Here is a 19,231-nt window from a genome sequence, read left to right as displayed (position 1 = left end):
ATAACATCAATAAAAACTAAAATAGCACTAAGTCACACAAAGTTATCAAATATGAATTCAATTTATTATATTTGACTCCACCCATGTTTAATATATTTCGAGAAACACATTTTTCGAAATGCAATAAAATCACAGTAAAAAATAAAAGCTAGCAAAATCAACGCAATAAAAGCGCGGTACAGAATTAATTACTTTTAATCAAAACAACAAATTATATTTACAACCATATCCAGCAAAGCAGGAAATACATTTACCAAAAAGTAAAAATAAAAACTGAGATCACAAACAAATATAAAACTGCAAGCATTTCGATATTTTTACAAACCAACTTATTAAAACAAACTAAAAGATTGTAAAGTAAATAGCGAAAACAATTACACAAAAATAAATATACTAACTATCGAATAGACAAACTATTTAATATAAGGGTTAATGATGAAAAAATTACTATTATCATCGTGCATTATGGCAATGGCTATGAGTGCCAGTCAGACGGTTGCGGCCGAAGAGAGCCAATTCACGACATCAGGAGTGATGATGGGGTTAAGCAACTACCTCTGGCGTGGACAGACAATTAGTGATGATAAGCCATCACTCCAAGCCGATCTTATGGTCGAACATGATAGCGGGTTTTATTTAGGAACCTCCTTTGAGACCTATCGTTATGAGGATGAAAATGATGTAAACAACGACTATGAGATCGACTACTACGGCGGTTATTATCAAATGGTTAACGACGATTTAGGTTTCGGTTTCAACGCCATGAAGTACACTTATGGGGCGGGTGGATATAGCGTCGAATATGCACTATCGGTAGATTATCAGGCTATAAATCTAGCGGTTAATTACGATCAGGATGTAGAAGCCTGGTATACCGAATTAAATTACTCGTTCCCACTATTTAACGACAGCAGCTTAGTAGCACATGCGGGCCTGTTTACCGATGCCGAAGCCTATGAGTTTGATGACCATGGCAAAGTGGCTGATACGGCCTACGATGTCGCACTGCGTTACAGCTATCCGTTACTGTCACAGCTAAACCTGATGCTAGAAGCCAGCTACCACGAATTTAACGATGACCACTATATGATTGGATTAGCATATAATTTCTAACTTTCCACATTAAATCATACCGTCGAAAACCGAAGCTGTAATTGGCAAGAAAATATCTAACCTAGGGTAAGTTAGTACTTAAATTAAAGCTTCATTACCTGCAGTAGATCTGGTGAAATAAATAAAACTTTAAGCCATAAGCAAACCTGAACAAATTTGACGATATGCTTGCGCTACCTTTAGAGATCCTAAAGAGTTAATAATCAGCTGTTGCATAAAAAAGGCATTCATCACGAATGCCTTTTTTATATCAGAGACTAGTGGCCGATGTACTTATCTAGAAAGGCTAATATCTTATATATTAACCTCAATAATGCTCTCTTCCTTGTAGAAACCACACCCTCTTACTTTAACCAGCCACTCGTCAGAGTGTTAAGCCTCATCTAAAGCGTCCCACAGTGCCAATGCATGTTTGAAATTAGCCCGATGATCATCCTCTCTATGAATCATCAGCACCGGCGCTTTAGCTTATCGACATGGTGCACGGGCGATTGACTGCGCTACATCGGTTAGATGGAAAAAAACTAGCGTTGAGGAATGACGAACAAAGGGGAATTACAGTAAAACCACAAATTTTAGACACAAAAAAACCGACTTAATGTCGGCTTGATTATTTCTCTTTAAGAGAAATGGTACCTGAAGACGGACTTGAACCGTCACTTCTTTCGAAATCGGATTTTGAATCCGACGTGTCTACCAATTCCACCACTCAGGCTTTGTTACTGTACTCAAAGAGGTGAACCTCAAGGAGTGATGCGGATTATACCTGTGGATATAGGAATGGCAAGCACTTTGATTTGACTTTTTCATCAACTGAACAAAATTCAGACTCAAGTGCCGTAGATTGCATCTAATCGGCGTTAAAAACTTACTTTAGCTAACAAGATAATTAGTGAAACGTGATCAATACCATCCTTATTAACAATAACGCATCAAATTTCTAATAACAGAGCGCTAACTTGACTGAGATCAATTACTGCTGGTTAGGACAGGAGTACTTTGGCTATGAATTTATAAGAAAGAGGATTTCGCACATGGCATTCTGGTTAGATTTGATGTTTGGCAACGCTATCGGCTTGCTATCAATGATCGTTATTTTTAGTACGATAGGCATCGTTTCCTATCTAATGTGGATGTTCTATACCAAGTCTGCGGATCCTGAGAACTAATCTCCAACGTTCTATTAATGCAGGGGGCTATTTGCCCCCATTTTTTTGTGCTGTTTTTACATCAGAGCACAATGCCTTTCAGCAATAACTGGCTGTCTATTTATATTTCCGTAACCACAATTGTTATGCGGCGTGCTTACGTGGTGTGACAAAGCTATTGATAAACTGCGGACGGGCTTTAATCAGGTTTTTCATCTGTTCAGGGCTTGGCTCACCGATAGGGAAACGTAATACTTGACGATTTAAGTGCTCTCGCGCACGCATCGATATTTTAAAGTCTGCAGTTGAACCTTGAATAGCGTAGTGCTTCTGGTTTCCAAGACGCTCCAAGATACCCGTTGTTGATAAACTTTTAACGGCTTGCTCAGCTTCAGGCAAGGTTAAAATCGTTTCACCTTGTAGAAAGAATTCTCTCAGTAAAGCACGTTCGATAGGGTCGAGCAGTTTAACCTTCTCTTCAATCACTTCAACTGATCGTTTGTCACTTAAATAGCTAATCGCTTCGTCGAGAAAATAATTGAGGATCTGCGTCAATAAATAGGCTGCACCTATAATCAAGCCTAAGCCAATAAAATGTGCATAACGTTCTGCAAATTCATCAAGCTTAATTGATGCTAATAATGTGACAGGGCTAAATAACAGTGCCGCACATGCTAATGAAAGCCACAGCATTGCTTTAAATATCAATTTTTTAATTGATATTTCTTTAAAAGAAAGTGCAGCGAAACTCATTTTTTGCATAGCTAAATCCAGTGTCAGAAATCTGTTATTAGCTAGATAAAAGCAAAAAATATGCCAAAGATCGCGTCAAAACTATAAGGATCAAATTATTTAGTGCAAAAACGGTTCACCGCCAGAAAGACAGTATCTGACAGTGAGGAAGAGAATAAGTATCATCAGCTAGATACCTATAATGACTATGATGATTCAGTGAGCTTTGCTTTAGCTGCGAGCTTAGTCAGTACTCGACTGACAGCCACAAAACCAAAGGTGCCCGTCACCACGGTAACCGCGCCAAAACCAGAAGCACAATCCATACGCATACTGCCATCTGCCGCAGCCTTCGTATTGCAAACCGAGCCATCTGCTTGTGGGTAAACGAGCTGCTCAGTAGAAAATACCGCTTCAATACCAAATCGACGAGCAACATTTTTTGAAAAATTATACTCACGCCTCAGTAAATTACGCACCTTAGCCAGCAGAGGGTCTTGATAGGTTTTCGCAAGATCTGTCACCTGCACTTGGGTCGGATCTGACTGTCCACCCGCACCACCCACAGTTACAATCGGTAACTTTTGGCGTTTACACCAGGCTATTAGTGCTGTCTTGGGTTTTACCGCGTCAATACAGTCAATAACGTAGTCCAAATCGCCACCAGCCTTCTTACCTTGAAAATAGGCTGATAAATTGTCGACGGTAATAAAGTCTTCAATTTCATTGACGATACACTCTGGATTTATTTGCTTTAGGCGCTGCGCCATCACTTCAACTTTAGATTCACCAATGGTCTCTTTTAACGCGTGTAATTGACGATTAGTGTTAGTAACACAAATATCATCAAGATCGATCAAGCTGATTTGGCCTACACCACTTCTTGCCAGTGATTCAGCGACCCAAGTGCCGACACCACCAATGCCTACAACAACCACGTGAGATTGCGCAAAGTAATGCAGTGCTTCTTGACCATATAAACGGCCAATTCCAGCAAAACGATTTAAGTAGGCGTCTGACAACATTTGATTTTTCAAGGTAATACTCGATTGGGGGATGTAATAGATAGAACGCGATGGTCGATTTTATCTCAAATCTGCGTAAAACTCTAAAGTTTTACCATCAACAATGAGAGCTATGTGAACAGCTTTGGCCAAAAAAGGTAAACTAGGAATATCATTGTAACTACTCATCTCATTTGAATTAAATGCCTGTTTAATATAAGTAAACAACCATGACCAATATCACGCATCATCAGCAGAACATGATCAAGATCACGCATTGAACTTTTCTTTCAATGTATATTTTGGCCGAAAATACAGCTTCAGCTTGGTTATTCAGCTAGTCAAATAGCCGAGATTGCAAGCCCAAACTTAGTATTGCAACACGCTACAGGAAGATGAAGATGAAGATGAAAATAAAAATGAATAAAACGGTTCTGTCCGCCACGATTATCTCAGCACTAGCCGCCACCTCTTTTACAGCATTAGCTGATGGCCCTAATTTTTATGGCCGTGCTGATCTTGCAATCACCAACTCTGATATGGGTATTGCAACTCAAAACCAAAAATCTGGCACCATCATCGAAAACAACTTCTCTTGGTTAGGTGTTAAAGGCACTGAAAAAATTAATGATGGATTAGAAGTTGTTTATCAAATGGAATTTGGTGTCAGTAACTTTGATAATTCTGGCGATACCTTCGCTGCGCGTAATACATTTATAGGCCTTAAGTCTGCCGCTGCGGGTACCATACTTGTCGGTCGTAACGATACCGTGTTCAAAGCTGCGGAAGGTGGATTTGACCTCTTCGGTAATACTAACTCAGACATCGATCTGTTAGCTGCAGGCCAAACACGAAGTGCAGATGGCTTCACTTACTACTCACCAAAAATCGCCGATCTAGTGACCTTGAATGCCACCTACTTGATGGATGACAACTACGACCAACTAGATACTGATGGCGAAGAAAAATACACTGATAATATGTATGCCCTTAGCGCTACCATTGGTGATAAAGCCCTTAAAGCACAAAACTACTACGTATCAGCTGCCTATAATGACAGCATTGAAAATGTAACCGCTTACCGTGGTGTTGCTCAAGTTAAACTTGGTAATGTCATTCTTGGTGGCTTTTACCAAAACAGTGAACACGTTGACAGTAAGTATGACAATTTAGAAGGCGATACTTACTTTGTAAACGCCGCCTATGTAATGGGTAACTTAAAGCTTAAGGCCATGTACGGTGCCGATGACTCAGGTCTAGGTAAATATGTTAGCCGCTATGTTGGTGGCAATGACGGTTCACTGGAAACGGTTAGCAATGTCGATATACAACAATTCAGTGTTGGCGCAGACTACCGTCTAAGCAAGAACATGCTCGTTTACGGCCACTATACTAAATATGATGGTGACATGATGCTAAGTAGCGTCAAGCAAGACTTAAGTGACGACATCGTCACTGTTGGTGTGCGTTTAGATTTTTAGCAGCAATATCTAATTAATAAAGGCAGCAAAAGCTGCCTTTTTTATTGCCGCTAATTATCAAAACACAATTAAATGCAACGTAAAAGAAACATTTCAGACATCTCAGTCAACTTTGGTGCTACAAGCCGCTCACACTAATTTTTAAAGCTTCAACATGACCAGCAATATCTGCTACTAACGCTTTCAAACTTGTAAATTAAGCATTAATAATTTTAATCGAAGGTCACTGCCATACCTCTTTAGAGATACATTGTTAAGGTGTTTTTTATCTAAATGACCACTTAGGCAACCAAAACAATTTAATCACCACAAAAAAGCAGCAATTCTATCGTGGAAAACTAAAAACTTGATCTAGCCCACAATCTCATAGCCATAAAACTGTAATATTTGCTCCCACAATTGTTATGAGCTCGGATGCTTGTAACAAAAACAAAAGTTTATGTAAAAAACCATAAGAAACGTATAAGAACTAAGGTTCTGGGAGCAAATGAAATGAAAAAGACACTTATCTCTGCATCAGTGGCATCAGTTTTAACCCTAGCTTCTTTCGGCGCGCTAGCCGAAAGTCCTAGCTTTTACGGCCGTTTAGATCTATCTGTAACCAATTCAGATGCCGGTGCAACTACCCAAAATAGTAAATCAGGCACCGTTATTGAAAATAACTTCTCTCATGTAGGTGTTAAGGGTAGCGAAAGCTTAACTAGCAACATCGACGTTATTTACCAAATGGAGTTCCAAGTAGAGAACACTACTAACTCTGGTGATACTTTCAAAGCTCGTAACACTTTCTTAGGGCTTAAGTCTTCTGCTGGTACAGTACTTGTTGGTCGTAACGACACAGTATTCAAGCAAGCTGAAGGTGGCGTTGATTTATTTGGTAACTCAAATGCCGATATTGACCGTTTAGTTGGTGGTCAAACTCGTGCTGCTGACGGTATCTGGTACTACTCTCCAAAGATTGCAGATTTAGTGACGCTAAACGCAACGTACTTAATGGAAGATAACTACATTGATTCTGAAGATAAAGATGCTGTATCTTCTTATGATGACCAGTACGCACTAAGCGCGACTATTGGTGACAAGAAACTTAAAGCTCAGAACTACTATGTAGCTGCAGCTTATAACACTATTGGTGGCATCGATGCTTACCGTGGTGTTGCTCAAGTTAAATTAGGCGACTTCAAAATCGGTGGTCTGTTCCAGAACACTGAAAGCCAAACAACTGACCAGGAAGGTAACTCTTACTTCGTGAACGTTGCTTACAACCTAAACGGCGTTAACCTAAAAGCTGAATACGGTAAAGATGAAGGCGGTTTTGGTAAGTACTACAAAAACATCACTGCTGTAGATGGTACTGACGTAAATGTTCAAGTTATCACTGTTGGTGCTGACTACAAGATCTCTAAATCAACTCTAGTATATGGCCACTATGCTATGTACGAAGGCGACCACAAAGTGGGTACTGCTAAAGTTGACCTAGAAGATGACAACATCTTCACTGTTGGCGTTCGTTACAACTTCTAATCGATTGAGTCTTAAGACTCTCTAACGATTGAAAGTAAAAAAAGCGACCTTTTAGGTCGCTTTTTTAATGGCTGGAATAACTGGAACAAGCTAAGACGGTTAACAGCCGAAACCGCTAAGACGAAAAGTGCCAAGACGAACGCGGCGCTACAGATGACAGAACGTTCACAGGCTCACTTACGGAACGCTTCGCTGACGATAAAAAAAGATAAAAGATAAAAGATAAAAGATAATCAGCGACTATCTTTTCCGGCTTCACCGCCTTTGTTCAGCTTCTACCGACTTTGTTCGGCTTCTACCGACTTTAGTTCGGCTTCTACCGACTTTGTTCGGCTTCTACCGACTTTGTTCGGCTTCTACCGACTTTGTTCGGCTTCTACCGACTTTGTTCGGCTTCTACCGACTTTGTTCGGCTTCTACCGACTTTGTTCGGCTACTACCGTCTTTGTTCAGCTTCTACCGTCTTTGTTCAGCTTCTACCGTCTTTGTTCAGCTTCTACCGACTTTGTTCGGCTTCTACCGACTTTGTTCGGCTTCTACCGATTTTGCTCGGCTACTACCGACTTTAGTTCGGCTTCTACCGACTTTGTTCGGCTTCTACCGACTTTGTTCGGCTCCTATCGTCTTTGTTCGGCTTTAATCCGGCTCTTAATCAGCTCTTACGCTTTTCTCGTTAACTTATAAACCGACTCGGTTAACGAAGACACCTGCTTTTTAACGAAGCGTGGGTTATCACTTAGCACATCATTTGTCACTAAGCATTCAATCTCAAACTTATCACTCATGTTTGCCATGACCCAATCATCCGATACCGCAAATGGCGGACCATTAAGCTCTACTTGCGGGTAATCTAAGGTAATTAATAGCCCTACACTCCCAATAGGGATCAAGTGAGCAAGTTGCTTTGCGTAGTTAATTCGCATCTCTTCAGGCCAAGCGATTAGCGCTGCTCGATCATAAAAAGCTACGGTACTTGCCATCTCAGCACTGTGCAAAGTAAAAATATCACCTTGATAAATAGTGATCTGTTCGGTGTGGTAACGCCGATGTTCAGCCGTTTTATCGACGCTATAAGGTAGGTCATTATCTTGATAAAACTGCGACACTGCCAGGTCATTTAACTCACAAGCCAGCACATCATGACCTTGTTCAGCTAAAAAACACATGTCTAAAGATTTACCACACAAAGGCACAAACACTTGGGCGCTTGCGGCTAGGTGCAACTGGGGCCAATACTGAATTAATAACGGGTTTACGGCACTGAGATGAAAGCCGATTTGTTGGGCATCCCATTTGTCGTGCCAAAAGCTTGGTTGCATAGCGAAGGTCCTAAAGTATTAAATAGGGTATATCCTAAGGCTTGATATATTTATCGTAAAACAGAAGGGAAACCACCGCCTAGCGATATCTCAAGTTTGGTATACCACGCTTACCTATACTTTAAAGCCAACACTCTAGATTAGCAAAAGGAAAACCAAGCTGATTATTTAGCAGAAATATTTAACGCTTTTTGTACATTTTTCAGCCAGGTACAGTTTTCACATTCACAATGACGACGAGACAAATGGTGTGGACTTAGGCTCGAATCAATAAAATCGACAGCGACGAGTAACTGCTGCTTAATCTCTTCTTCGGTTTTTTGATCGACAGCTATGGTTTCATCATTGTGATTCATCCATGTGCATTCCATTCCTTGATGACAATTGATGCACTGCATGTCGGTATGATTGAAAAATCCCGCATGTGGACATTGATTCAACTCCATCGACTGAAGAATACGCTGCCTAGGATACTCGAGTAACTCGATCAACCGCGACTTATCTAACCCTGACATATAATCACCCTTGTGCAGATTGCACTTACTCAATTAAGTTTATATCTTCCATATTAGTACTGACTTCAAGATTACCTTTCTCTTATTGTTACAGAATTGATGTACATCAATATCTCTTCCGAAATAATTAGTTAGGTGTGACTGACTCCTCCCTTTTAAACAGCAAATTTTTTCTTCTGATTCAATCAGCTTGGACTATCGCGGCTAATGTTGATTTAATAAGGAGCATTAATACTAATTTGTTCGTTCAGTGGGAATTAGTATAACAAGGAGTGAGCATTGCAAACGCCCGAACTACAGCACTTTTATATCTCTGAAGAGCAATCGATCTATCTGCTTGCAGCAAATGATGCACGTAAGCATCGCGCGTGGATAAGACTCTGTAAGCAGCAACTCAGTAAGCTCGGCTATGAAGAGTTCGAGTTAGTGGGTAAAGGTGCTTATGGCTTTGTATTTGCGGGGGTTAACGCACAAGGCCAGGCTCATGTTTTTAAATTCTCTCGCTTAACGCTACCGCAGCATGTGCAGGATAGGCTTGAAGAGGAAGCCTTCATGCTGTCTCAGGTCATTCATCCCAATGTGCCCCCAGCAATCAAATTTCAGCATGTGGGTAAGCAAGGTATTCTGGTGATGGCCAGAGCACCAGGAGAGGACTTAGAGCAACTCTGTTTACGTATTGGCGCTCTGCCTGTGGCAATAGTGATGAACATTGCACGCCAATTAGCGGCGATCCTCAAGTATTTACATAATGGCCGACCGCTTATCCATGGCGATATTAAACCGTCAAACCTAGTTTATGATCTGCAAAGCCAACATTTGTCTTTAATTGATTGGGGCTCTGCGGTATTCGCCCAGCGCGACAATGACGGCAATCCCGTAAACGGCAATGTAATGGACTTAATGTCGAGCGATCATCAGCATACTAATGCCCGTATGGGTGATGTGTATTTTATCGGTGAAGAGCAATTGAATGGGGCACTGTCGAGTCCACGATTTGATGAGCAAGGCGTCGCTGCAACACTCTATGCATTAGCCTCCGGTCAAGCCAGTCGCTTTGGCAGTAAAGTCATTCCTGCCACCAGCATTGGCTTACCCGTTGAACTTGCCAAAACGCTGGATGGTATGCTGAGTGAAGATCCTATTCAACGAAAGAAAGCGGGTGATTACTTCGTCAAAAGCATGGCACATAGCCATAGAATGCACCTGCCAGAAATCAATACAGGACCGCTTATCGCTGAGATCCCTGTTTGGGTATTGGCGAGCAATAAAGAAGTTGAAACGGTGAGCTATAGCTCACGTAAAGCCTTTCTAAAAGAGCACAATGCGGACGACCCCATCGCCAAAATGGATGACCTACAGTTAGAGAAATACTACCGTAACTTTATGGCGGGTATGGGCGATACTGAAAAAGGGTTTATCGCCGCGGTGGGGCGTTTAGCGCAATATGACATCGTTGGTGGCTTGGCTATTCATTGGCGAGAAAACGGGGTATTTATTGATTCTAATCTTGCGTTATATAATGAAAGTCAGAAGAAAGCCTTAACAATCTCGGTCAATAACATGGTCACTCTGGCCTGCGGCATTCACCGTATCGGGGTATTTAAAGCCTGTTTCTTTAACGCCAGAGATACTCTGCATATTGAGCGGGAAGACAGCCAGCAACCCTTTATCATGGCTTGCGAACAACAGCTCCCTTTTGAAGTCGGTGATGTGCCCTCTTTGGAAGATCGATCCAGACTGCACTCTTACTTTGAAGATGGTCGCGATCCAGAGGAAAATTTAGAACTTCCAAAAGAGATCATGACTGAACTTGCGATAATCAACCAGATCCATCATACCGGCTGCATCATCTTCGAAGCACTGCCTAACCACATGAAGATCCACAGCTACTTACGCTTGCTTAACCCGAGAAAACAAGCGGCATTTCGTGGCTGTTTAGACCGAATTTTAAGTCATGTCGATAAAATACAAGGCAAAGGGGTATCAGGATTTATGAAACTTCCCTATAAAAACACCCGCAAATTTAACCATGTAGAACGTAAACCGGATCTCTTTTATCCGCGAAATCCGAAACAGGGCTAACGCTATGGTTTAGATTTAGGTTCTGGTTTATCAGCTGGATGTTTGTTGTCGTCCTCATCAAAATCGCTTTCAACTTGGTGGGTTTCAGGACGTTTATCACTAGGATCCACTTTGCGTTCAAAGTCACCATCAAAAGTGTTGTTATCATCAAAGGGTGATTGACCACCTTGCTGACCAAATGGATTACCTTGGCCGCCCATGCCAGCGCCTGGACCAAAACCCGCCTGAAAGCCGCCATTGGCTTTAACTTTAAGCTGCATTCGCTTGTAGAAATAACCCGCGACAGGAATTCGAGTAAAGGGGGTTAACAAAATCAAGCCCAGAAAATCGGTGACAAAACCGGGAATAAGCAACAGTAGACCTGCGACCGCTAACATCATGCCCTCAACAATTTCCTGCCCTGGCGCTTCGCCACGAGCCATCTTTTGTTGTACTTGCATCAAGGTGCTAATACCTTGACTTCGCACTAACGACACGCCGACCACGGCGGTAAAAATAACCAATCCCACGGTGGTCCAACTGCCGAAGGCTTCACCCACTCGGATCAGTACAGATAGCTCCATTACAGGCACTAAAACAAAAATTATTAACAAAATAAAAAACACACTGACCTCACATTTTTTTGTGGTGATGAAAACTAAATTGGGGTTAGTCGGTCTATTTTCAAGTCGCATAGCCAACTCTCGCCTAATACAGGGTTGAATTATGACAATAAACGGGTGAATCGCTAGTGTTTAAGCTGAAATGCCTAAGCATTTGTAAGCAAAAACTACTGGTATCACTATTTTAGCAATGCCTTAATGCATGCTTTAGGCAAAACACGTAAAGTACCGTTAGTGGTAATCGCAGCAACAAGCTTACCTCAATAACCTTAAAGCAGGTTTAATCTGTGCAGTGCACATTGAGCAAGCCATCAACAGGAAAGATGTGTTTAATGGACAATGAATTCTTACTGGTAATGACCACCAGCCCAGACGAAGCGTTGGCTAAATCTTTAGCTCACACGCTAGTACAGGGCAAACTTGCTGCATGTGTACAGATCTCATCCTTGATGACATCCGTATATGAATGGCAAGGTGAGATTTGTGAAGAAAAAGAGTTCTGTTTACAGATTAAGTGTCTCGCCAAGCACTACGCAGCGATTGAAACTGCAGTATTGGAACTGCATCCCTACGATGTTCCCGAGCTAATAGCAGTACCTGTAACACAGGGATTGCCAGCCTATTTTGATTGGATAAAAGAAACCACACAGCCATGAAAAAAATCATTACTCTGTTTTTAGCCTCCCTGCTACTGCTTAGCCCGTTAGCGCATGCCGAAAACATTTTCAATACCAATAAATTCTCCTTTTTAAAGGGCGAACCTGAACTGATGCCTGTCGATCAAGCATTTGTTTTCGACTTTCAACAAGAAGGCAATAAGGTCAAAATCAGCTGGGTTATTGCCGACGGCTACTACATGTACCGCGACAAACTCAAGTTTGAAGCTGATGGCGCAGTACTGGGCGAAATAGCGCTGCCTAAAGGTAAGTCTCACAACGACGAGTACTTTGGCGAGCAAGAAGTTTATTACTCTTATGTCGAAATGCCGGTTGCAATAAAAGAAGCGGCGGCGGGAGACACACTCAACGTCACCTTTATGGGTTGCGCCGAAGGTAAGCTCTGCTTCCCACCGACCAAACGCACCGCAGTGCTAACCGAAGTTAGCGCCAATGACGGCATACTCGATATACCCGGTAGCGAGGCCACTGCCGCTAGCGATACCGACGTTGTCCCAATTACACAACAAGATAGCTTAAACCAAATGCTTGCAGGCGATAGCCTTATTTGGACCTTGGTGATCTTCTTTGGTTTGGGCATTGGACTGGCATTAACGCCGTGTGTGTTCCCGATGTATCCCATTTTGTCAGGCATCATTGTCGGCCAAGGAGAAAAGCTCTCTACCGCTAAAGCCTTTGGCTTGTCGATGGTTTATGTCCAAGGTATGGCAATCACCTACTCGTTAGTAGGACTTGTTGTTGCCTCCGCTGGCATGAAATATCAAGCGGCGTTGCAGCACCCGGCTGTACTGATTGTGCTGGCGATATTATTCTTCGTTTTAAGCTTATCAATGTTTGGCTTGTACGATCTTAAACTGCCATCGAAGTGGCAAGAGAAGATGAATTCAATATCGAACAGCCAAAAAGGCGGCAACGTCATTGGCGTGTTCTTGATGGGCGTTATCTCAGGATTAGTCGCCTCGCCTTGTACTACGGCTCCCTTATCTGGTGCACTCATTTATGTGGCACAAACTGGCGATCTACTGCAAGGCTTCTTAGCGCTATATGTGTTGAGTATGGGCATGGGAATACCGCTGCTTATTATCGGTACCTCTGGCGGAAAAATTCTACCAAGAGCCGGGCGCTGGATGGATATCATCAAGACCATTTTTGGTTTCCTACTGATTGCGGTCTCTATCGTCATGCTAGGGCGAATTTGGCCAGGCTTTATCTCCGATGTCTTATGGTCACTTTGGGGCGTTGTTTTTGTCGGTTACCTAATGCATCAAAATAAGCTAACGGAATTTAGCTGGAAACAAACCACCCGAGCAATACTACTGTTGCTTATTTTCCTTGGGAGTTTCTCCTATGGTATGCAAGCTGTTATGAATCATTTTGGCTTTACGTCTCATGCCAACGCTAACCTAACTTCAGCGCAGCAAAGCCATACATTTAAGCGTATTAAGTCGCTTGAAGATCTCGACAGTGAGATTGCAGCAGCTTCAGCACAAGGTAAAACAGTGATGTTAGATCTCTACGCTGACTGGTGTGTTGCTTGTAAAGAGTTTGAAGCCATCACCTTCAAAGATGAAGCGGTAATGGCACGTATGGACAAGATGGTACTGCTACAAGCTGACGTCACTAAAAGCGATGATATCGATGTTGCTCTACTAGAGTATTACGACGTTTTAGGCTTACCAACACTGCTCATGTTTGATGAAAGCGGCGCCATAAGAGATGACTTAAGAGTGACCGGTTTTATGCGTCCTAAAGCATTTGCCGAACACCTTGATCATCTGGTGAAGTAACAACACAAAATTAGGCCTCTGTACTAAATTACCCTTTCATTTGGGCATTTGGCAGAGGCTTTTTTATATCCATAATTTGCATCTCTTTTTTGACTTGCTTGTTAATTTATAGCAGCTGCCCAACATCTACCTTCAGCCGATAACAAACTATAAATATTTACTAATTTTCAGTTCAACTTCATAAACTTCTAGTACAATGGTGCATCAATATAAGCTTTGCAAGGAGCACCATGGAACCCGCTATACTCATTATCACCTTAGCCTGCGGCATGTTAGTTAGCCGTGTGGGGCTGCCCCCATTGATCGGCTATTTAGTAGCGGGATTTGTGTTGTTTCTGTTTGGGATTGAAGAATCCAGCCTACCCATGTTAGAACAATTGGCTAACTTGGGCGTCACCCTACTTTTGTTTGCCATTGGCCTTAAACTGGATATTCGCAGTTTATTTAAAGTAGAAGTTTGGGCAGGCTCCAGCCTGCATCTGCTTGGCTCCATGCTGTTTTTCATTCCACTGTTGAAGCTATTAGGCTTACTCGGCTTAGAGCAACTGACCGGGCTTGAACTAAACCAGCTCGGGTTGTTAGCATTTGCCTTGAGTTTTTCGAGTACTATTCTTGCAGTAAAAATCTTAGAAGATAAAGGTGATATGGAATCCCTTTATGGACGCGTTGCGATTGGTATCTTGATTATGCAAGATATCTTTGCCGTCGCTTTTTTGACGATTTCTAAAGGGGATATCCCCTCATATTGGGCGCTAGGGTTGTTGTTACTTCCCTTAGCAAAACCACTAATTTACAAGTTATTTGACCGCGTTGGACACGGTGAGCTGCTGGTCCTTTTCGGCTTAGTCATGGCGTTAGTGATGGGCGCATGGTTATTTGAAATAGTCGGCCTAAAGCCGGATCTCGGCGCGCTGGTCATTGGTATTCTATTGGCGGGACACCCAAAGTCATCAGAGCTGGCAAAGTCACTGTTTTACTTTAAAGAGCTCTTCTTAGTCGCCTTTTTCCTTACCGTGGGTCTCAATGGTCTCCCCTCCTTCTCAGATATCGGCTTAGCGGCGATATTGGTACTCGTGGTACCGATAAAAATCATGTTATTCCTCTATCTGTTAACGCACTTTAAATTGCGTTCACGTACCTCGCTGCTAACGTCCTTTAGCCTAGGTAATTACAGTGAGTTTGGCTTAATTGTTGCTGCTGTCGCCACCTCAAAAGGCTGGTTACCATCGCAATGGATGGTCATTTTAGCCGTCGCGTTAAGTTTTAGCTTTTTGTTTTCTGCACCGCTAAATATTGCTGCTAATCGACTTTATCAAAAATACCAACGTCGATTACAACGACTAGAGAAACACCCGTTACATCCAGAAGACCGCCCTATCCTTGTAGGTAATCCAAGGTTTCTTATTCTGGGTATGGGCCGAATTGGTTCGGGTGCATATGACGAGTTAAGAGTGCAATATGAAGGGGAAATCCTTGGCGTTGAACACAAGCAAGAGTTGGTCGACTTTCACCATAAACAAGGGCGTAATGTGGTTCAAGGGGATGCCTCTGATACCGACTTTTGGGAGAAACTGGATAAAGCCCCTAATCTAGAATTAGTGTTACTGGCAATGCCGCATCACGTAGGTAACCTATTTGCAGTTGAGCAGCTTAAGCGCCTAGATTACCAAGGTAAACTGAGTGCTATCGTGCAGTATAAAGAAGATGCTGATGCCCTGAGTGAATCAGGTGTGCACAGTGTTTATAACCTATACGAAGCGGCGGGTGCGGGTTTTGTTGATCATGTGGTCAAAGAGTTACTCAGCCCTCAAGGCGCTGTACCTGATCACCCCGAAGCTGTGAATCACCCTCGAAGTGACCGTTAACTCACCTTTACAGGCTGATAAAGTATACACCTAGATATATTGTATACATTATTCTTACTATCACGTATGTTGTTTGGCACAATAAAAATAATGCCAAATAACATACGATGCTAACCAAAAATAACAATCAACCGTTCATAGCCTTAACTTGTCAGCCAAGCACGCAATATTTTTACGCTAAGTTGATTGGGTTAATTATGCTAAGCCTAGTGAGCCAATTCTCACAAGCTCAAGCTGAGCGATGGCAAGACCACCTTATTTTCGAACAAAACAAACAAGCTCCCCACGCCAGTTTTTTTGCTTACTCATCGTTCTCAAAAGCGCTCGATGATGATTACAAAGCCAGTGGCAACTTCCTCGACCTTAATGGCCGTTGGCAATTTCATTACGCCAAGAACCCCTTCTCTACCCCTGTGGATTTTGCACAAAAAGACGCTAACCTAGATGATTGGCAAAGCATTCTGGTGCCGGGTAATTGGGAAACTCAAGGCTTTGGTCACGCCATCTACTTAGATGAGCGTTACCCTTTTACCACCACTTGGCCAGATGCCCCCGAAGATCATAACCCGACAGGCAGCTATCGACGTCATTTTGAGCTGCCTAAGGCGTGGCAGCACAAACAGGTATTCTTGCATATTGGTGCCGCACGCTCTGCATTGAGTGCGCATATCAATGGCGTTGAAGTCGGGTATAGCCAAGGCGCTAAAACCCCAGCTGAATTTGATCTTACGCCCTACCTTCAGCAAGGTGACAACCTCATCGCGCTGCAAATAATACGCTGGAGCGATGCCAGCTACCTTGAAAGCCAAGACATGTTGCGGGTCAGTGGCATTGAACGAGATGTCTATCTGTACGCCACCGAGAAACAACGTATCGCTGATATTGATGCCGGCTACACACTCAGCCAAGATCTCTCTAACGCCAATATGGCCATTAACATTAAACTTAATAACCATGCAAAAGCGGCCATAGAGACGCAGCAGCTCAGCCTTCACTATCAACTGATTTCTCCGCAAGGCATTAGCATCAAACAAGGCGAGCAAGCTGTCTCAGCATTTAATGAACATCATAACCAAATCATTGATTTCAAGGTTCAGCAGCCCAACCTTTGGAGCGCTGAAACACCGGCACTCTATCAACTACTTCTGAGCCTTAAAGCGGCTGACGGTAAGCTCCTACAAGCAAGCAGTCAAAAAGTAGGCTTTCGCCGCATCGAAATAAAAGCGGGTCAGCTGTTAGTTAACAATAAAGCCATTACCATCCGCGGTGTCGATAGACACGAAACTGACCCAGACCATGGCCATGTTGTCAGCCGTGCCAGCATGGAAACTGACATTCGCTTAATGAAGCAAAATAATATTAATGCTGTGCGCTCCAGCCACTATCCTAACGACCCTTATTGGCTCAGCTTAACCGACAAATATGGGCTGTATGTCATTGATGAAGCCAATATCGAATCTCACCCACTGGCGATTAATGAAAATACACAGCTAGGCAATACCATGAGCTGGTTGCCCGCCCATAAAGCACGGGTAGAGCGTATGGTCGAGCGAGATAAAAATCACCCTTCGATTATCATCTGGTCTTTGGGTAACGAAGCGGGTGAAGGCACATTATTCGAAGCATTATACGATTGGGTAAAGCTGCGCGATCCAAGCCGCCCAGTGCAATATGAACCTGCGGGACAACATGCCTATACCGATATTGTCGCCCCTATGTATCCGTCCATTGAACGACTGACAAAATATGCCAAGGAACATACAGATCGCCCGCTGATCATGATCGAATATGCCCATGCTATGGGTAATTCGGTGGGTAACCTACAAGACTATTGGGATGTAATTGAACGCTACCCACAGCTACAAGGCGGCTTTATTTGGGACTGGGTTGATCAGTCTTTGGCCTTTAGCAACAAAAACGGCCAGCGTTATTGGGCTTACGGCAAAGATTATCATCCTGATATGCCAACCGATGGTAATTTTCTCAATAATGGTTTGGTTGATCCAGATCGCAACCCACACCCGCACCTCAGTGAAGTCAAAAAGGTGTACCAACCACTGCGTTTCAATCAATTTGTAGCCGCGACGAAGACAATGAGCTTTGAGCTCGAAAATCGCTATGACTTTATAGACACTCAAGGGCTGCGTTTAAAATGGACTGTTGAGCAAGATGGTAGTGAGTTTAGCAGCGGCGTAATGGCGGTGCCTATGGTTGAAGCGGGGCAATCTAAACTCATCACTTTGCCCATTGGGCGCTCGCGCTTCAATAAACAGCATGAATACCTTGTGTTATTAGAGGTACTCGTCGATAAGCCACAACCCATGCTGCCCACCGACCATCGCATCGCTTTTGCCCAATTTCCACTGCAACAAGCAACCGCTAAGCCGCAAAAATTAGCTAAGGTCATCACTGAACATGACCAATTTTGGCAATTAGGCGGCAATGAGACACGCTATTTAATCTCCAAAAAAACCGGTTGGCTCGCCGATATTAAGCAAAATAGCCAATCGCAATTAACGGCCCCATTAATGGCTAACTTTTGGCGCGCGCCTACTGACAACGACTTAGGTAACCAAATGCCTAAGTGGGCTGGTGCATGGCAAGATGCCGCTCAGGAGCTGACGCTGATTTCGATTAAGCGCAGTGACCCATACAGCATTGAGGTTATTCAGCACCACGCTACGCTCGATTTTACGCTTAGCAGTCGCTACCAAATTAGCACTGATAAGCAGTTGCTAGTACAGAGCAAATTCATTCCAGGCGATATTGAACTTGCCGATCTACCGCGCTTTGGCTTTCAAACACAGCTGCCTTTCAGTCAGCGCTTTATGCATTACTTTGGGCGTGGTCCTGAAGAGACCTATGCTGATAGAAAATCAGGTAACCCTATCAGCTGGTTTGCACTGTCTATTGATAAAGCCTTTCACCGTTACTCTAGACCACAAGAAACAGGCCAAAGAACCGACGTACGCTATGTGGCGGTAACAGATGCTAACGGTAATGGCTTGCTGGCAAAAGCAGGACACGCAAGCGAGACATTACAAACCAGTCTGTGGCCTTTTGCCCAAGCGGATATCGACTTTAGACAAGGCGATGCCTCAGGTTCAGCGTCAGGACTGGTGCCCGTAACCACTAACCATGGCGCAGAGATCCCTATTCGGGATTTTGTCACTTGGAATATTGATTATAAGCAGATGGGCGTAGGTGGGGACACATCATGGGGCAGGCAAGTCCATCAGCCTTATCGCATTAAAGCCCAGCCGATGCAGTTCAATTTTAGTATTGAGCCTGTGGCTGCTAACAGTGACATTCAACACCAAGCAAGAACAAAACCTTAATCACAGGGAATAATTCGAACCTAAAGTCAGTTGTTAATTGGACC

At 43.1% G+C, this 19,231-nt stretch carries 14 protein-coding genes and 1 tRNA gene; 9 read left to right on the top strand and 6 right to left on the bottom strand.

Annotated features, from left to right (window positions below; translation table 11 throughout):
• Positions 1-435 precede the first annotated feature (435 nt).
• Complete coding sequence (locus CXF86_RS16765; RefSeq protein ID WP_102039568.1) at positions 436-1,113, top strand: TorF family putative porin; 678 nt, start codon at positions 436-438, stop codon at positions 1,111-1,113.
• Positions 1,114-1,743: 630 nt separating this feature from the next.
• Here the strand turns inward: CXF86_RS16765 and CXF86_RS16760 are convergent.
• Positions 1,744-1,828: transfer RNA gene (locus CXF86_RS16760), tRNA-Leu, on the bottom strand.
• A 319-nt stretch (positions 1,829-2,147) separates the two neighbouring features.
• Between CXF86_RS16760 and CXF86_RS16755 the strand changes: the two genes are divergently transcribed.
• Positions 2,148-2,282 (top strand): DUF3149 domain-containing protein, encoded by a 135-nt coding sequence (locus CXF86_RS16755; protein ID WP_101092412.1) that lies wholly within the window; start codon positions 2,148-2,150, stop codon positions 2,280-2,282.
• Positions 2,283-2,405: 123 nt separating this feature from the next.
• On the opposite strand, the gene CXF86_RS16750 is transcribed toward CXF86_RS16755, so the two are convergent.
• Positions 2,406-3,023 carry a superinfection exclusion B family protein gene (locus CXF86_RS16750; protein WP_101092414.1) on the bottom strand — a complete coding sequence of 206 codons (618 nt, stop codon included), beginning with the start codon at positions 3,021-3,023 and terminating at the stop codon, positions 2,406-2,408.
• 176 nt (positions 3,024-3,199) lie between these two features.
• Positions 3,200-4,015, bottom strand: a complete 816-nt coding sequence (gene tcdA, locus CXF86_RS16745) for a tRNA cyclic N6-threonylcarbamoyladenosine(37) synthase TcdA (protein ID WP_102039606.1) — start codon at positions 4,013-4,015, stop codon at positions 3,200-3,202.
• Between the two features lie 401 nt (positions 4,016-4,416).
• Between tcdA and CXF86_RS16740 the strand changes: the two genes are divergently transcribed.
• Together CXF86_RS16740 and CXF86_RS16735 are read left to right on the top strand one after the other, a co-directional pair.
• On the top strand, positions 4,417-5,478 hold the full coding sequence (locus CXF86_RS16740; RefSeq protein ID WP_101092478.1) for a porin: 1,062 nt from the start codon (positions 4,417-4,419) through the stop codon (positions 5,476-5,478).
• Positions 5,479-5,970: 492 nt separating this feature from the next.
• Positions 5,971-7,002 carry a porin gene (locus tag CXF86_RS16735; RefSeq protein WP_101092479.1) on the top strand — a complete coding sequence of 344 codons (1,032 nt, stop codon included), beginning with the start codon at positions 5,971-5,973 and terminating at the stop codon, positions 7,000-7,002.
• A gap of 659 nt (positions 7,003-7,661) precedes the next feature.
• Here CXF86_RS16735 and CXF86_RS16730 read toward each other — a convergent pair.
• Together CXF86_RS16730 and CXF86_RS16725 are read right to left on the bottom strand one after the other, a co-directional pair.
• Positions 7,662-8,321 carry a thiopurine S-methyltransferase gene (locus CXF86_RS16730; RefSeq protein WP_102039567.1) on the bottom strand — a complete coding sequence of 220 codons (660 nt, stop codon included), beginning with the start codon at positions 8,319-8,321 and terminating at the stop codon, positions 7,662-7,664.
• A 164-nt stretch (positions 8,322-8,485) separates the two neighbouring features.
• Positions 8,486-8,836, bottom strand: a complete 351-nt coding sequence (locus tag CXF86_RS16725; protein WP_101092418.1) for a hypothetical protein — start codon at positions 8,834-8,836, stop codon at positions 8,486-8,488.
• Between the two features lie 279 nt (positions 8,837-9,115).
• On the opposite strand from CXF86_RS16725, the gene CXF86_RS16720 reads away from it, so the two are divergent.
• On the top strand, positions 9,116-10,918 hold the full coding sequence (locus CXF86_RS16720) for a serine/threonine protein kinase (protein WP_101092420.1): 1,803 nt from the start codon (positions 9,116-9,118) through the stop codon (positions 10,916-10,918).
• A 2-nt stretch (positions 10,919-10,920) separates the two neighbouring features.
• Here the strand turns inward: CXF86_RS16720 and CXF86_RS16715 are convergent, their stop codons facing one another.
• Positions 10,921-11,523, bottom strand: a complete 603-nt coding sequence (locus CXF86_RS16715; RefSeq protein WP_101092480.1) for an FxsA family protein — start codon at positions 11,521-11,523, stop codon at positions 10,921-10,923.
• 329 nt (positions 11,524-11,852) lie between these two features.
• On the opposite strand from CXF86_RS16715, the gene cutA reads away from it, so the two are divergent.
• From cutA to CXF86_RS16695, 4 genes are all read left to right on the top strand, one after another.
• Positions 11,853-12,176 carry a divalent-cation tolerance protein CutA gene (gene cutA, locus CXF86_RS16710; protein ID WP_101092422.1) on the top strand — a complete coding sequence of 108 codons (324 nt, stop codon included), beginning with the start codon at positions 11,853-11,855 and terminating at the stop codon, positions 12,174-12,176.
• Positions 12,173-13,984, top strand: a complete 1,812-nt coding sequence (locus tag CXF86_RS16705; RefSeq protein ID WP_101092424.1) for a protein-disulfide reductase DsbD — start codon at positions 12,173-12,175, stop codon at positions 13,982-13,984. The genes cutA and CXF86_RS16705 overlap by 4 nt, the downstream gene beginning before the upstream one ends.
• Before the next feature lie 230 nt (positions 13,985-14,214).
• On the top strand, positions 14,215-15,849 hold the full coding sequence (locus tag CXF86_RS16700; RefSeq protein WP_101092426.1) for a cation:proton antiporter family protein: 1,635 nt from the start codon (positions 14,215-14,217) through the stop codon (positions 15,847-15,849).
• A 197-nt stretch (positions 15,850-16,046) separates the two neighbouring features.
• Positions 16,047-19,187 (top strand): glycoside hydrolase family 2 TIM barrel-domain containing protein, encoded by a 3,141-nt coding sequence (locus CXF86_RS16695; RefSeq protein WP_102039605.1) that lies wholly within the window; start codon positions 16,047-16,049, stop codon positions 19,185-19,187.
• The last annotated feature ends 44 nt before the right edge of the window (positions 19,188-19,231 follow it).

Origin of the sequence: Shewanella sp. GutCb, assembly GCF_002836135.1 — a bacterium.
Taxonomy (GTDB): domain Bacteria; phylum Pseudomonadota; class Gammaproteobacteria; order Enterobacterales; family Shewanellaceae; genus Shewanella.
Note: the sequence above shows the minus strand (reverse complement) of the source record. Positions and strands in the feature narration are given on the sequence as shown.